At 38.5% G+C, this 14,579-nt stretch carries 13 protein-coding genes; 5 read left to right on the top strand and 8 right to left on the bottom strand.

Annotated elements, in window-relative coordinates; genetic code table 11:
* The first annotated feature begins 75 nt into the window (after window positions 1-75).
* A complete protein-coding gene (locus LS48_RS07945) occupies window positions 76-756 on the top strand; it encodes an SDR family NAD(P)-dependent oxidoreductase (protein WP_062621762.1) in 681 nt (226 codons plus the stop codon).
* On the opposite strand, the gene LS48_RS07940 is transcribed toward LS48_RS07945, so the two are convergent.
* Entirely contained in the window at window positions 746-1,903 is a 1,158-nt protein-coding gene (locus tag LS48_RS07940) for a PepSY-associated TM helix domain-containing protein (protein ID WP_076692430.1), read from the bottom strand. The two genes, LS48_RS07945 and LS48_RS07940, sit on opposite strands and share 11 nt — an antisense overlap.
* A 72-nt stretch (window positions 1,904-1,975) precedes the next feature.
* Window positions 1,976-4,357: a TonB-dependent receptor gene (locus LS48_RS07935; protein ID WP_062621759.1), complete on the bottom strand. Its 2,382-nt coding sequence runs from the start codon at window positions 4,355-4,357 to the stop codon at window positions 1,976-1,978.
* A gap of 250 nt (window positions 4,358-4,607) precedes the next feature.
* On the opposite strand from LS48_RS07935, the gene LS48_RS07930 reads away from it, so the two are divergent.
* Genes LS48_RS07930 through LS48_RS07920 form a run of 3 tightly spaced genes read left to right on the top strand, consistent with a single transcriptional unit; the run spans window position 4,608 to window position 7,726 of the window.
* Complete coding sequence (locus LS48_RS07930) at window positions 4,608-5,204, top strand: SprT-like domain-containing protein (RefSeq protein WP_062621756.1); 597 nt, start codon at window positions 4,608-4,610, stop codon at window positions 5,202-5,204.
* 5 nt (window positions 5,205-5,209) lie between these two features.
* Complete coding sequence (locus tag LS48_RS07925) at window positions 5,210-6,289, top strand: mannose-1-phosphate guanylyltransferase (RefSeq protein WP_062621754.1); 1,080 nt, start codon at window positions 5,210-5,212, stop codon at window positions 6,287-6,289.
* A complete protein-coding gene (locus tag LS48_RS07920) occupies window positions 6,290-7,726 on the top strand; it encodes a DUF389 domain-containing protein (protein WP_062621752.1) in 1,437 nt (478 codons plus the stop codon).
* A 3-nt stretch (window positions 7,727-7,729) separates the two neighbouring features.
* Here LS48_RS07920 and LS48_RS07915 read toward each other — a convergent pair whose 3' ends face one another.
* From LS48_RS07915 to LS48_RS07900, 4 genes are all read right to left on the bottom strand, one after another.
* A complete protein-coding gene (locus LS48_RS07915; RefSeq protein ID WP_062621750.1) occupies window positions 7,730-8,494 on the bottom strand; it encodes an ABC transporter ATP-binding protein in 765 nt (254 codons plus the stop codon).
* Window positions 8,491-9,231 (bottom strand): MlaE family ABC transporter permease, encoded by a 741-nt coding sequence (locus LS48_RS07910; protein ID WP_062621748.1) that lies wholly within the window; start codon window positions 9,229-9,231, stop codon window positions 8,491-8,493. The genes LS48_RS07915 and LS48_RS07910 overlap by 4 nt, the downstream gene beginning before the upstream one ends.
* A 68-nt stretch (window positions 9,232-9,299) precedes the next feature.
* Complete coding sequence (locus LS48_RS07905; RefSeq protein ID WP_062621746.1) at window positions 9,300-10,406, bottom strand: alkaline phosphatase; 1,107 nt, start codon at window positions 10,404-10,406, stop codon at window positions 9,300-9,302.
* Window positions 10,407-10,477: 71 nt separating this feature from the next.
* Window positions 10,478-11,332: a glycosyltransferase family 2 protein gene (locus LS48_RS07900; RefSeq protein WP_062621744.1), complete on the bottom strand. Its 855-nt coding sequence runs from the start codon at window positions 11,330-11,332 to the stop codon at window positions 10,478-10,480.
* A gap of 53 nt (window positions 11,333-11,385) precedes the next feature.
* On the opposite strand from LS48_RS07900, the gene LS48_RS07895 reads away from it, so the two are divergent.
* Window positions 11,386-12,942, top strand: a complete 1,557-nt coding sequence (locus LS48_RS07895) for a T9SS type A sorting domain-containing protein (protein ID WP_062621742.1) — start codon at window positions 11,386-11,388, stop codon at window positions 12,940-12,942.
* Here LS48_RS07895 and LS48_RS07890 read toward each other — a convergent pair whose 3' ends face one another.
* Together LS48_RS07890 and LS48_RS07885 are read right to left on the bottom strand one after the other, a co-directional pair.
* Entirely contained in the window at window positions 12,943-13,464 is a 522-nt protein-coding gene (locus LS48_RS07890; protein WP_062621739.1) for a class I SAM-dependent methyltransferase, read from the bottom strand. It lies immediately after the preceding gene.
* Window positions 13,464-14,522 carry a 3-oxoacyl-ACP synthase III family protein gene (locus LS48_RS07885; RefSeq protein WP_062621737.1) on the bottom strand — a complete coding sequence of 353 codons (1,059 nt, stop codon included), beginning with the start codon at window positions 14,520-14,522 and terminating at the stop codon, window positions 13,464-13,466. Before LS48_RS07885 ends, LS48_RS07890 begins: the two co-directional genes overlap by 1 nt.
* Between the last annotated feature and the right edge of the window lie 57 nt (window positions 14,523-14,579).

The raw sequence follows: 14,579 nt of genomic DNA, 5'->3' as shown, positions 1-14,579 counted from the left end.
AAAATTTAAGAATTTAATTAAATCCCGATAGCATTCTCATTAAAGAAACTATCGGGATTTGTGTATATTTAAAAAATGAAAAACATAATAATCACAGGCACTTCCCGAGGAATCGGTTTTGAGATGGTAAAATTATTTTCGGATGCTGGACACAATGTGTTGGCGCTTTCGCGGAATTCAAAACCTATTTCAGATTTAAAGCTGAAGAATGTTACGGCTTTGGAATTTGACATTGCCAATGAATCTGAAATCGTAAAGCTTTCCGCATATCTTCAAACAGGGATGAAATCTGTTGATGTTTTGATAAACAACGCCGGGTTTTTGGTGAACAAACCGTTTGCCGAAATCACTTCCGAAGAATTTAAAAGATGTTACGACGTGAACGTTTTTGGCGTTGCTTCCTTGATAAAAACGACGCTTCCTTTTATGAAAAAAGAAGGCCATGTGGTAAGTATCAGCAGTATGGGCGGCGTGCAGGGAAGTGTGAAATTTCCTGGGCTGAGTGCATACAGCAGCAGTAAAGGCGCAATCATTACATTAACCGAATTGCTTGCCGAGGAATACAAAGAAACGGGTCCGTCTTTCAACGTTCTTGCTTTGGGCTCCGTTCAAACCGAAATGCTGGAAGAGGCTTTCCCAGGTTTTAAAGCGCCACTTTCCGCAACTGAAATGGCGCAATATATAATGGATTTTTCCCTTACTGGAAATAAATTTTATAACGGAAAAATATTGCAGGTTTCGAGTACTACACCTTGAGTGGTTTCTGTTTCTTTTTAGGTTTTTTCTTCAGTTTGTTCAGCCAAATAATGATTCCTGTAACTGGGAGACTTGTTGCTATCAAGCAGGAAATAAAGTAAATAGTCTTTGAAAACCACCCAAAGATAGTTCCCATATGAATCGCTTTTATAGAGCTTGCGATTTGAACATTCAACGGTTTTTCTGAAAAAATTTCCTTTGAAATAATAGTGCCATCGCGATCAATTTTCAGTTCATCAACGGCAGTTTCCAGAAAATCTTCATCGTGGTATTTGCGGATGTTAAAAATATCTTTTTCATCAGCGGGAATTTGAAAAATTGTAGTTCCTTCAAAAGGCAATTCGCTTTCCGTGATTTTTATGACTTCGGCAAAATCTACAGTTTTTGAAGAGGGATTTGCTTTGGAATCAATTTTTGGTCCACCTCCGCGACCTCCAAAAACTTCCGTTCCCAAAACTGCGCTTCCCGCATCTTTATACCATTCAAAAGACCAAAATAAGCCAGTGAGCGACATTATTATTAAGAAAATAGCCGTGTAAAATCCCAAGGTTACGTGCAAATCGTAGTTTACGCGTTTCCATTTTGCGCGCCAAGCTATTTTGAAGCCGGGTTTTAGATGTTTCCATTTCAATTTTTTTAGTTTTTTCTTCGGAAACCAAAGCACAATGCCTGTGATGGAAAGTATCAAAAAAATAATAGTGGCAATACCAACAATCGGTCTTCCTATAGACATATCCAAAAGAAGCCAACGGTGCAGTTTGAACATGGTCATAAAAAATCCATCAAGCACATTTGGCTCCAATTTCGTATAAGTTCCATTGTATTGATCTACAAAAAAGGTCGTTCCGCGCCTGTCCTCTTTCTTTGTTTTTACCGAAAACTCGTAGGGTTTTGTTCTTTCTGGGCTTATGCTTACGCGGGTCACTTCACCTTCAGCGGCAAGGTTTGTTGTTAGCGTTTCTATTGGAAAAACAGTTTCTTTTGGAGAAACGATCATTTCTTCAGAAAACAAACTTTTTATTTCTTCTTCAAAAGTTAGCACCGTTCCTGTTAAACAAATAATCAGCAGAATGATGCCGCTGCCAATTCCCAACCAGAGATGGACGTCGTTTATAAACTTTCGGACAGTATATTTTTTTGATTTCATAAAAAGGAAATTTTTAAAACAATATAAAAGACACAACCTAAGTCATGCCTTTATAAACTAACACTCAAACAACTAAAAATTATAGCGCAGGACTCCTGCAAAGTTTCGTGGATCGGTTTGATTGATATAACTGGTTCTATAGGCGTTGTAACCTATCTTATCAAATACATTATTCAATAAAAATTGAAGACTCCAGTTTTTATTGAATTTGTATTCCGCCTGAAAATTTACCAAGGTGTAGGCTTCCACATCAAAGGGTTTTTGGTTTGGCACAATTCCTTGGTGGGTAACAGGTCCCGACGACCAATCGTTGATAGGGCGTTCTCCGGTAAAATACGCACCAGCGCCAACCGAAAGCCCTTCCAAAATTCTATTTCTGAAAGAATAATTGGCATAGGCATTAAAGGTATGTTTTGGAGTATTTAGCGGTGCAGAACCATACACGTAGGAAGTGTGTTCCTTGTATTGCGCATCAATATATGCGTACCCGCCAATCAGCTCCAGATTTTCAAGTGGCCGTCCGGTAAGTTCTACTTCAATACCTTGGCGTTGATCGTTTCCGCCTTTTGCGTAGTATAGAATGTTTGTCCAAGTTTCGTCATAAACAGGAAGGTTTATGTTTTTGTTGTTGATTTTATAAAGGGTAAGGTTAAAGCGGAACCGATCGTTTAGCCAAGTTGTTTTGAAGCCGGCTTCCAACTGGTCGTACCGCTCATTGCCCAATTCCTCCCCATTTTGGCCCAAACGAGATGCTGTTCGTGGATAGGAACTGTTGGTATAGGAAACAAAAACGTTTACATTTTTTATGGGCGAAACAATAATTCCTCCCAACGGATTGAAAGCATCACTCCTCGTGTTTTCAACTTCTGAAAGCGTTTCGGTTGCACTGTAACGAGCACCCAAAAATGTTTTAAGCCAACTGTTCCAAGAAATCACATCCTGGGCAACAAAACCTAATGAATTTGTTTTTCCGCCGTTCACATTTGCTTCTCCCAGGGTAACATTGGGCAATCTGTGTTCTATGTTTTGAAAAACATTTATAGTGTCAACCACGCCGGCAGATCGGCTGGTGGTTCCAAATTTCGAGGCACGGTAGTCAAACCCAACTTGGAAAGTGTGTTTTATAGAACCTGTGTAAACATCATCCCCAATCAAGTCAAATTGGAGCACACTGTTGTTGTCATCGCGGGTAGAGGTGGAGTAGCTGCGTTGGCGAATATTGTAAATAGGCATTTCATTTTCCTCAATAGTTTTTCCCAAACCGGCACCTTTATCATCCAAGCTTAGTGACGAACTATAGAAAGCTCCTTTTAAAGTAAGTTTCTCGCTTAATTCACGATCCATTCTGATGGCATAGGTAGTATTTTCGGTGATGGAACGATCGTTTTCAAAACCTAAAAACTGTGAATGTGGAAGATCATAAATTCCATTCATATCATTTTCAGCCAAGTTTACCGTTCCCAAATCTGGAGTGCGGCTGTCGTAATAATGATCCAATTCTAAAGTTACGGTTGTCTTTTCATTTATTTTCCATTCAAAAGAAGGATTGAAGTAAAAACTTTCCTTTTCCACCAAATCCCTAAAACTATCGGCTCTTTCCAAAGCACCATTTAAACGGAAGGCGATGGTTTTTTCTTTGTTAAGTGGCCCATAAACATCGAATGTAGGACGTATTTGCCCAAAACTTCCTCCGCGCAAACTCACGCTTCCTCCGGTAGTATATTTTGGAGTTTTGGTAACGATATTTATGATTCCGCCGGGACTTCCCAAATCGGTTGCTACACCTTGGGTAATGGAGGCGGTTCCTTTTAGGACTTGGATGTTATCCACACCCTGCATATCGGTCAATATACCAACACCGCGAAAGTCGGAATGGATCCGTACTCCGTTTTTCAGTATTGGAATCCCCCTAAATCCACGGGACGACATACTTTCCCGTTTATTGCCATAGGTTGCGAAAGTGTAAACGCCCGGTACGTTTTTGGTGGCTTCGGAAATGGTCAGCGCTCCTTGATCCTCAATCAATTTTTCTGAAAGCACTGAGATACTCTGGATCTGTTCATAAGGTTTTAGCGGCAATCGGGTAATGGATTCAATTTTGTCGGGGTGGTCGTTTCGGTTACCGAAAACTTCCACTTGGTCGAGTTCGTTGTCGTGGGCGAGTTGAAAACGTACTCCATTCAAAACAGGCTCGTTAGGATTTATGGTAATGGTAGAAGCTTTGTAGCCCACGGCGCTCGCCGAAAGTTGCCAAAGTCCGTAAGGTATGTTCTTGATGGTAAACTTTCCGTCGGCATCGGCTGCATTTCCTTTTTTCAGTTCGGGAAGATAAACGCTTGCAAAGGGAATTGGATTATTGTCAACATCTGTTACTGTGCCGTTGATTTCTGTTATTTCTTGTGAAAATATAAACTGTGTGCCCAAGAGTAAAAATAGGGTGGTGATGAATTTCATTTTGTATTATTTTTATTTAGATTGGTTTTAAATTGGATGCAAATCTAAATCGGAAGTTTTGAATTTCAAAGTTTATTTAGAGCAATTTTAAATAACGATTTCTAATATCCTGAAACCAAAATATATGGAAGCATAAATATTTTGAAAAAATCAATTAATAGCCACAATTTTATCACTGAAACGCTCGCGATATTGTACAAGACTGGTTATTTTTGACGTTGATAGAAAAGTTGGCAACTCTTTCCCGCATATGACAGAAATCCTCGAAAAATATATTCCCCAAGCTTCCGTAGCTTCTGTTTTTGAACTGATAAAAACCCACAATGTCCATCTCAAAATCGTAAACGAGCGCGTTACCCGCCACGGCGATTACCGAAAAATGCCCAATGGCCAGCACAAAATAACCGTAAATGCGTCGTTGAATAAGTATCGGTTTTTAATCACGCTCGTGCACGAAATAGCGCATTTGGAGGCGTTCACAAAATACGGGAGGCTTATAAAACCCCATGGGCTGGAGTGGAAACGTACCTTTCAGCTTTTGATGTTGCCTTTTTTGCGGCCTGAGGTTTTTCCAAATCAATTGTTGCCTTTATTGGCCCGCCATTTCAAAAACCCAAAAGCCTCGAGCGATACCGATGCAACTTTGGCTTTGGCATTAAAGCAGTTCGACCCAGAGAACGATAAAAACTATATCTTTGAAATTCCCTTTGGAGGACATTTTAGATTGTACAATGGTAAAATTTTCAAGCGCGGTAAGCAGCGCGTAAAACGTTTTGAATGTTTGGAAGTTGCCACGGGAAGAATGTATCTTTTCAATCCAAATGCGGAAGTGGAATTTTTAAAATAGTTTAAATGAACAAAGATTATTACGCAGTGATTATGGCAGGCGGAATTGGTTCCCGATTTTGGCCCGTGAGCACCCAAGAATTCCCCAAACAGTTTCACGATATGTTGGGAACGGGAGAGACTTTGCTGCAAAAAACGTTTTCAAGGCTAAATAAAATTATCCCTTCGGAAAATATCTATATTCTTACAAATGAAATGTATCTGGAAATTACGCTGAAACAATTGCCGAAAATTTCAGAAGAACAAGTGGTGTTGGAGCCAGCCATGCGCAACACCGCACCGTGCATATTACTATCTGCTTTAAAAATAAAAAAGAAAAATCCGAATGCGTTGATGCTCGTAGCTCCCAGCGATCATTGGATTGAAGATGAAAACGCCTTTGCAAATGACGTTCAGGCCTGTTTTGATGCAGCCCAACGGGAAAATATTTTGCTCACTTTGGGTATTGAGCCAACGTTTCCAAATACAGGTTACGGCTATATTGAAAGCGATAAAAACGATATTTCGGAAATTAAAAAAGTGAAACAATTCCGGGAAAAACCTAATTATGAAACGGCGAAACAATTTTTAGCCGATGGAAATTTTCTTTGGAATGCAGGCATCTTCATTTGGAGCGCACATAGTATCGTTGCTTCTTTTGAAAAAAATTTGGCAGAAATGAATGCCCTTTTCTCAAAGGGAACGGATGTTTTGAATACTTCCGAAGAGAAAAATTTCATTGAAAAAAATTATTCCGAAGCAGAGAACATCTCGATTGATTACGGGATTCTTGAAAAAGCAGGCAATGTTTTTGTAAAAAGAGCAACCTTTGATTGGAACGATCTGGGAACTTGGGGCGCGCTTTACGATAAACTGGAAAAGGACGAAAACCAAAACGCAGTTGTAAATGCTGAAACTTTATTGAAGAATTCGGCAAGTAATATGATATTTACCGATACAAAGAAACTTGTTGTTTTAGACGGAATTGAAGAGTATATTGTGGTAGATAAAGAAGATGTTCTGTTACTGTTTCCGAAGAAGAAGGAACAGCAGATTAAGGAACTTTTGAACGAGGTGTCGCATAAATTTGGTAAAAAATATGTGTAAATGAGTACAACTGAAAATAATAACGATATAAAAATTACACCCAACGATGACGAGTTTGAGAATGTAAAACTCAATACATGGCAGAGTATAAAAAAATTCCTGACTGAGCTTTTTGATATTCGTTCAGACTCAGATCGCGATGCAACGATTGAGGCCGTTAAAAAAGATATTTCCTTTAAGGGACACACTGCCTGGATTCTTATATTTTCCATATTCGTCGCCTCCATTGGGTTGAACGTGAGTAGCACCGCTGTGGTTATTGGTGCGATGCTTATTTCGCCATTAATGGGCCCTATTGTGGGGATCGGTCTTTCCGTGGCCATTAATGATGTGGATACGCTAAAGCGCTCCCTCATAAATCTTGGGGTAATGGTTTTTTTGAGTGTACTTACTGCTTTTCTTTATTTTAAGCTTTCTCCGCTTACGGAAGAAACACCGGAACTTATTGCCAGGACATACCCGACCATATTAGACGTATTGATCGCCATATTTGGCGGTTTGGGCTTGATAGTCGCTAAAACCAAAAGTGGAACAATAGCGAGTGTGATTTTTGGTGTGGCCATTGCCACCGCGCTTATGCCGCCATTGTGCACCGTGGGTTATGGCTTGGCCATTGGCAATGCTTCGTATGCCGGAGGTGCACTTTATCTTTTCTCAATAAATGCGGTGTTTATCGCGCTGGCCACCTTTATCGTTTCCAAAATATTACAGTTTCCGCTGGTTCGCTACGCAAACAGCAAACGTAGAAAACGAACTGCGCAGATCGCTTCCTTGATTGCAATTGCGGTAATGGTTCCAAGTGTTTGGCTGTTTATTAAATTATTGGACCAGCAGGTTTTTGAAAATAAAACAAAGGAGTTTGTAAAGAATGTTATTAATTATGAGGGAGCTGAGGTTGTTAAATTCACACAGGATTATAAGTCGAAAAACATTGACGTTTACTTAATAGGACGTCCCGTTCCGCAGAACAAGATAAATGACTGGTTAACGCAACTTGAGGAGACAGAAAATTTAGAAGGTAGCCGTTTGCGCATTTATCAAGGGGCCGACCAAAGTGGCGAAATGGCCGCAAAGCTTTCAGGTGAAATTAAAGCAGGAATTCTTGAAGATCTATATGTGAAAAACGAACAGATAATTCAGGATAAAGATGAAAAGATTCGATTTTTAGAAAATGAGGTTGCGCTTTTGAAAATTCAAAATGTACCTTTTGAGGAGCTTAGCGAGGAAATAAAAATCAATTATGAAAATATTGAAACCTTTAGTTATTCAAACAAAATAACTACAGATTTCAAAAAAACCGATACGCTTCCGGTAGTTAACATACGCTGGAAAAACAATGTATCTTCTAGTGCTAGAAAAGCAGACTTGAAAAAAATTGAAGCTTGGCTTAAATTTAAAATGAAATTGGATACTATTCAGGTTTCTGAATATCCGTAGGCACTAGCCTTCTTTTAATTGAACGTCCCGGATTTTTTTGAAAAGATCTGATGAATACACAAAATTGGTTACATCTTCATTATCGGTTTTAAAGATTTCTTGATTGGTGCCCTGCCAAACAAGTTTTCCGTGTTTCAGCAATACCACTTTTTCACCTATTTCCATAACAGAGTTCATATCGTGGGTTACAACCACGGTGGTTATATCGTATTCGTGGGTGATTTCCTGGATTAAGGTGTCAATTAATGTTGCCGTCTTTGGGTCAAGCCCAGAGTTTGGCTCATCGCAGAATAAAAACTTTGGTTTGTTTACAATAGCCCGTGCAATGGAAACCCTCTTTTGCATCCCTCCAGAGATTTCAGCAGGGAATTTCTTGTTTACGTTTTCAAGATTCACGCGTTTCAATACTTCATTTACCCTTTCAAGCATATCGGCTTTCTTTTGCTTGGTAAACATCCGCAGCGGAAACATTACATTTTCTTCAATATTCATGGAGTCAAATAGCGCCCCACCCTGAAAAAGCATCCCAATTTCTTCGCGAAGCTTGCGTTGTTCTTCGTCGTCCATATTTTGGATGGCCTTGTCTTCGTAATATATTCTCCCCTGTTCAGGTCTAAAGAGACCCAAAAGGCATTTAAGCAAAACGGTTTTTCCGCTACCGCTCTGTCCTATGATGAGGTTTGTTTTTCCCTTGTCAAACTCTGTGGTTATTCCTTTAAGGATTTCTTCGTCACCAAAACTCTTATGTACGTCTTCTACTTTTATCATGCGCTTAAAAGGAGTTGGGTTATAATATAGTTTGCGGCAATTATCAATACACTGGTCCACACAAAGGAGTTGGTACTTGCCTTGCCCACTTCCAGCGCACCACCTTTCATATAATACCCTTGCCACGAGGGCACTGTTGCCAGTATGAATGAAAAGACAAAGGTTTTGAAAAAAGCATAAAATAAGTGATAGGGTATAAAATCCTCCTGTAGCCCCGCGATAAAATCTGAAGAACTGGCGAACCCTCCATAGACCCCGGCTACCCATCCGCCCATTATCCCGAGAAACATTGAAAATACAATAACAAAAGGATAGAACATTAAGGCAACGATTTTTGGAAACACCAAATAATTAAGTGAATTGATACCCATAACCTCTAAAGCGTCAATCTGCTCTGTAACCCTCATCGAGCCAATACTTGAGGTGATAAACGAACCCACTTTTCCGGCCATAATTATTGAAATGAAGGTAGGTGCAAATTCCAAAACTACTGATTGGCGCGTTGCAAAACCTATCAGGCTTTTTGGAATCAAGGGATTATCCATATTCAACGCGGTTTGTATTGCAACTACACCGCCCACGAAAAAGGAAATAAAAGCAACAATCCCCAAAGAGCTAATTATTAAATCGTTTATTTCCTTAAAGATAAGATGCCGCAAAACCGATGTTTTGGTAAAACTGCCAAACACCCTTTTGAGCATTAAAAAATAGGAGCCAATATCTTGTAAGTACTTCATAAAAAAGATAGCTATGGCTAAAATACTAAAATTAGGGCACTGTAGATTGAAAAAGCTTTTTTTAGCTTTTATTTATCAAAAAGAGCCATCATTTTATGATAAATTTCGTTGCTCTCATATATTCCGTTGAATAAAGTAGCGCCGGGACCTTCAGCAAATACTGGAACCATTGTAGCGGAATGTCCGGGAGTAGAAAAACTAGGTTTAATTTTGTTGTAATCACTACCGTCAGAAGCAAGTGTAAATCCACCAGTTTCGTGGTCTGCGGTTACAATTATTAGTGTTTCGCCGTTTTGTTTGGCAAAATCCAAAGCAACACCTAAGGTTTTGTCAAAATCCAAAAGCTCACCAATTAAATAATCTGCATCGTTGTCGTGGCCGCCCCAATCTATCTGGCTTCCTTCAACTATTAAGAAAAAGCCTTTTTCGTTTTTTGAAAGTTTTTCCAAAGCCAGTTTTGTGGCGTTTGGTAAAAAATCGCCGCGGCCTTCGCTCATCTTCGGCATTCCATCTTCTGCTAGCAAAATGAGCTCTTTTTGTTCAACGGGTGCTTGCGGAAGTTGATCTGTTGTCACTTTATAACCGTTGGCTTTCATTTCGGCCAATAAATCCTTTCCGTCTTTTCTTTTGTTAAAGAATTTCAATCCCCCACCTGCAAAAAAGTTTACGCCGGAATTTGGAGCAAATTCGGTTATCTCCTCATACATTCTTCTGCTTTTTACGTGTGCATAAAAACTTGCAGGAGTAGCGTGCTGAATGGAAGATGTTGCAACAATGCCTGTAGATAGACCGCGTTTTGATAATTGTTCAACAATTGTGGGCATTGGTATTGTGTCTTTGTCAACACCAATTGCACCGTTATACGTTTTTACACCTGTAGAAAAAACCGTTGCGCCCGCTGCAGAGTCTGTTATCAAATCGCTAGCGGAAGAAGTTTTGCTTAAGCCAATTGTATGAAAACGTTCAAAGTTTGGATTGCCATCTTTGTAATAAATAGCGGTGGAAACTTCGCTTAGGCCCATGCCATCGCCTATCAAAAGGATAATATTTTTTGGTTTTTTTATTTCAGAAGAAATGGTTGATACCGTGTTATCCTTTACCTGAACGGAAACACAGGAGATAAAAAGTGTTGTGAAAATTAGAAAGGTTGTAAGGAAGAAAAATTTAAATTTCATCGGGGATTTTATTTGCAAAAATAGGAATTATAAAATGTTCGGATGTTAAAGAATGGTTGCTAAATGTAGAATTATCGCATTCCCAATTTTTCGAGAATTTTTTGCCAACGAAGTTTTCTAATAAATTCGCCTTCTTTTTCTGAGACAATAAAATTATGATTTGCTCTTTTCGCTTTGGAAAAGCCCTTCATCGTATTCACGAAAAACTGCAAACTATTTTTTTTGGAAGCCAGTTTTGCCGAAGCAATCAACGTAAGCCAAAAACCATAGCGCATTTTATAAAAAGCCTCGCCCTGTTTGTATTTTGAAGACTTTGAATAAACTTTCCCGGTGGGTTTTAAATGTTTTACGTGAAGCGAGGTATCTGTCTTTACTTTCCAACCGTGATATTGCGCCAGAAGTTCGTCCACAGTGTCCCAGCCTATGGATTTTTTTAAACCTCCAATATCTTCAAAGCATTTTTTGCGGTACAATTTTATGGGCCCGCGCACTTTTGTTTTTTCTGAAATGGCTTCAAACTCCCAACAGTTTTCTTTTTCTATGTAAAGGTTACCGCCGGCGATGCCGATTTTTTCATCGGAAGAAAAGAGCGCTAAAACATTTTCAAAATAATTTGGAGGCAAGACGATGTCTGCATCAAATTTTCCTATAAAATCAAAATCGACACCTAAAGTTTCAAAACCTTTGTAAAACGCATTAATAACTTTACTGCCAGGCTCATGAAATTTGTTAGAATGAAGGGAAACACTTTCAATAAACGAATAATTTTCTGAAAATTGATTGATTATTTTTTTTGTGCCGTCTGTAGAGGCATCGTTTACAACGATTACTTTTTTGGGAAGAACACTTTGATAAACAATAGATTGGAGCATCCCGCTAATAAAAGTTTCTTCGTTGTGGACAGGAATAATAATTACTATATTCATTATGTAAAAATATTATATATTTAGTGATATTATATAGATTAAAAATTTTCCTTATGCGTAGATTATTATTTATTACAGCTTTATTCTTCCTTAATTCAACTATCGCACAGATATATGATGTAGCAGTTTATGAAAAAATAGGTTTTGAAATAGGAGGTTTTGGTGAAGATTTAGATACAGAAGATTGGTTTGGTTATGCTGTGGAAGGAATTGGCGATTTAAATGGTGATGGGGTTAATGATGTAGCGGTATCTGCGATTAAAGATGATGATGGGGGTTTTAATCACGGAGCTGTTTATATATTGTTTTTGAATCTGGATGGTTCTGTTAATAGTTATCAAAAAATTAGTGATACTGAAGGTAATTTCGATGGACAGTTGGATGAATGGGATATATTTGGCACATCAATTTCATATTTAGGAGACTTAAATAATGATGGTTTAATAGAAATTGGAGTAGGTGCAGAATATGATGGAGATGGGGGCTATTGGCACGGAGCTGCTTGGATTTTATCCTTGAATGTTGATGGAGCAGTACATTCTTATACTAAAATTAGCGATACTGAAGGAAATTTTAATGCCCCGTTGGATGATGAAGATGTATTTGGGACAGATATTGAATCCATTGGAGATTTAGATGGTGATGGATTAAAAGATATTGCAGTTTCAGCCAGAAGAGATCCCGATGGGGGGTCAGATAGAGGTGCAGTTTATATTTTATTTTTGAATAGTGATTTATCCGTAAAAAATTATCAAAAAATAAGTGATACTCAAGGTGGTTTAAACGATGTTTTGGAGGCAGGTGATTATTTTGGAGGATCTGTTGCAAATATCGGAGATCTTAACGGTGATGGTATTATCGATTTAGCTGTTGGTGCTTATCGAGACGATGATGGAGGTGCAAACAGAGGGGCTGTCTACATTCTTTTTATGAATATAGATGGTACTGTTGGCAGCTTGCAAAAAATTAGTGATATTTCAGGAAATTTTGATACGGAATTTAATGATGAAATGTTTTTTGGAAAATCAATTGACTTGATGGGGGATTTAAATGGTGACGAACTTATAGAAATAGCAGTTGGTGCTCGAGGATATCAAAATGATGGCGCTTTTAATTTTGGCGCTTTTTATATCCTTAATTTAAATGTTGACGGTACAGTAAATAGCTATGTTAAATATACAGAAGGACTTCAACATTTTGATGGAGATATAGATGAGGAAGATTCATTTGGATTTAGTGTAAGTAATATTGGAAGATTAACTGAAAAAAATAGTATAGCTGTTGGAAGTTTTTCTGATGATGAAGGGGGCTTTGAAAAAGGAAGCGTATGGATTTTGCAGTTGGGTGAAATTCTATCCATTGAAGAGTTAGGGTCTGATTCAAACACTATTTTCCTATATCCCAATCCTTCAAGAAATTCCTTTAGCCTTAATGAAATTGAAGGTGTTTCCAACATTCAAATTTTTGACACGAATGGTCGAAAGATTGTAAGCTATAATAATTTGAGTGCAAATCTATTCGATGTTTCCTATTTACCAATCGGAGAATATATAGTAAGAATCTCTTGGGATGCTAAAAATTCAAGAAGCTTTAAGTTGATTAAACAATAGCTACAATTTCTCGGCATAAACCAAATAATATCTTGGTGTAATTCTACGAAGTATAGGGCGTATGCCAATTTTTTTTATGGGATTGGTGAATTTTTCACGCTTTATAATTCGCCAGCCAGCTTTTTCCAAAAGCCAGTCAAACTGCCAATCCTCAAACTCATGATAGTGGCGGTCCCACTCATCTGTTTTACTTTTGTAAGCCGAAGCAAACCAAAGTTTTAAAGGTACGGATGCTACCAGCTTTTTGGCTTGGATATCTTTTAAAACGTTAAAGGGTGATACCAAATGTTCAAAGATTTCAAAAGCTGTAACTACATCAAACTCTTCCGTTTTTACAACGCTCGTTTCCAAATCGAGATCTTCGCCTTTGGTGTTTGTAACGTCAAAACCTTCTTGTGTGAGAATTTCAGAGAAAGGGTTGGGCACGCCCAGATCGAGTATTTTTTCTTCTTTTGAAATAACATTCTTTAGAAAGCGAAGCGTGTGTTTGTATCTTTTCGTTGGAAATTTACCTTCGTACATTACACTTTATAAACTATCGCATTAATATTCATTCCCGCGCCAACACTTGCAAAAATAACCACATCTCCTTTTTGGATGGAGTGTCCTTCCAGCTCGCCATTCAATACCAGGTCATACAGTGTTGGTACAGTCGCCACACTACTGTTGCCCAGTTTATTGATACTCATGGGCATTATTTTTTCAGGAGCGGTCTTGTCGTAAAGTTTGTAAAAACGGTTTACGATGGCCTCGTCCATTTTTTCATTGGCTTGGTGGATGAAAATTTTTTTCACTTCGTCAATGTCAACCCCGCTTTGGTCCAAGCAGGTTTTCATGGCGTCGGGTACATTGTTCAGTGCAAATTCATAGATTTTTCTACCGTACATTTTAATATAGCGGCGGTTGTCTTTTTTCTCTAAATTGTTGCTTTCGCCAAAAAAGATAAAGTGTGCTTCCTCAAAAGCATAAGTGGCACTGAAATGCGAAAGAATTCCCCCGGATTCCTCACTAATTTCAACTATTGCGGCACCAGCACCATCACTATAAATCATAGAATCACGATCGTGTGGATCCACAACGCGCGAAAGTGCTTCTGCGCCAATAACCAAACATCTTTTAGCTATGCCAGCTTTTATAAAAGCATAAGCCTGTATCATGCCCTCTACCCAGCCGGGGCAGCCAAAAAGCACATCATACCCTACGCAGGTTGGGTTTTGTATTTTAAGGTTGTGCTTTACGCGGGTGGCAATACTAGGCACTGTATCACTCTGTACGGAGTCGTGCCTTACGTCACCATAATTATGGGCTACAATAATATAATCTAGTGTTTCCTTATCAATACCTGCATTTTTAATGGCGTTTTCTGCAGCAAAAGAGGCAATATCTGAAGTTGATAATGACTTCGGAATATAGCGTCTTTCGTGAATACCGGTAATGGCTTTGAACTTTTCAATGATTACTTCATTTTCATTGCCAAATCGGGTACCGTCCTCATTGTAAAAATGATGGTCGTCAAAATGTTCATTCTTCGCAATCTCGCTCGGAATGTAACTTCCTATGCCGGTTATCTTGACGCTCATATATTAAAAAAAGTTTTGTTAAAAATACGGAAAATTCAGTAATTCAGATTTCAGTCT

Origin of the sequence: Aequorivita aquimaris (assembly GCF_001573155.1) — a bacterium.
GTDB lineage: Bacteria > Bacteroidota > Bacteroidia > Flavobacteriales > Flavobacteriaceae > Aequorivita > Aequorivita aquimaris.
The sequence above is the reverse complement of the archived record's forward strand: the minus strand, read 5'-3'. Positions and strand labels throughout refer to the sequence as shown.

Coding starts and splice junctions, on each gene's coding strand:
- LS48_RS07945 (WP_062621762.1), top strand. CDS start 76: ATGAAAAACATAATAATCACAGGCACTTCCCGAGGAATCGGTTTTGAG.
- LS48_RS07940 (WP_076692430.1), bottom strand. CDS start 1,903: ATGAAATCAAAAAAATATACTGTCCGAAAGTTTATAAACGACGTCCAT.
- LS48_RS07935 (WP_062621759.1), bottom strand. CDS start 4,357: ATGAAATTCATCACCACCCTATTTTTACTCTTGGGCACACAGTTTATA.
- LS48_RS07930 (WP_062621756.1), top strand. CDS start 4,608: ATGACAGAAATCCTCGAAAAATATATTCCCCAAGCTTCCGTAGCTTCT.
- LS48_RS07925 (WP_062621754.1), top strand. CDS start 5,210: ATGAACAAAGATTATTACGCAGTGATTATGGCAGGCGGAATTGGTTCC.
- LS48_RS07920 (WP_062621752.1), top strand. CDS start 6,290: ATGAGTACAACTGAAAATAATAACGATATAAAAATTACACCCAACGAT.
- LS48_RS07915 (WP_062621750.1), bottom strand. CDS start 8,494: ATGATAAAAGTAGAAGACGTACATAAGAGTTTTGGTGACGAAGAAATC.
- LS48_RS07910 (WP_062621748.1), bottom strand. CDS start 9,231: ATGAAGTACTTACAAGATATTGGCTCCTATTTTTTAATGCTCAAAAGG.
- LS48_RS07905 (WP_062621746.1), bottom strand. CDS start 10,406: ATGAAATTTAAATTTTTCTTCCTTACAACCTTTCTAATTTTCACAACA.
- LS48_RS07900 (WP_062621744.1), bottom strand. CDS start 11,332: ATGAATATAGTAATTATTATTCCTGTCCACAACGAAGAAACTTTTATT.
- LS48_RS07895 (WP_062621742.1), top strand. CDS start 11,386: ATGCGTAGATTATTATTTATTACAGCTTTATTCTTCCTTAATTCAACT.
- LS48_RS07890 (WP_062621739.1), bottom strand. CDS start 13,464: ATGTACGAAGGTAAATTTCCAACGAAAAGATACAAACACACGCTTCGC.
- LS48_RS07885 (WP_062621737.1), bottom strand. CDS start 14,522: ATGAGCGTCAAGATAACCGGCATAGGAAGTTACATTCCGAGCGAGATT.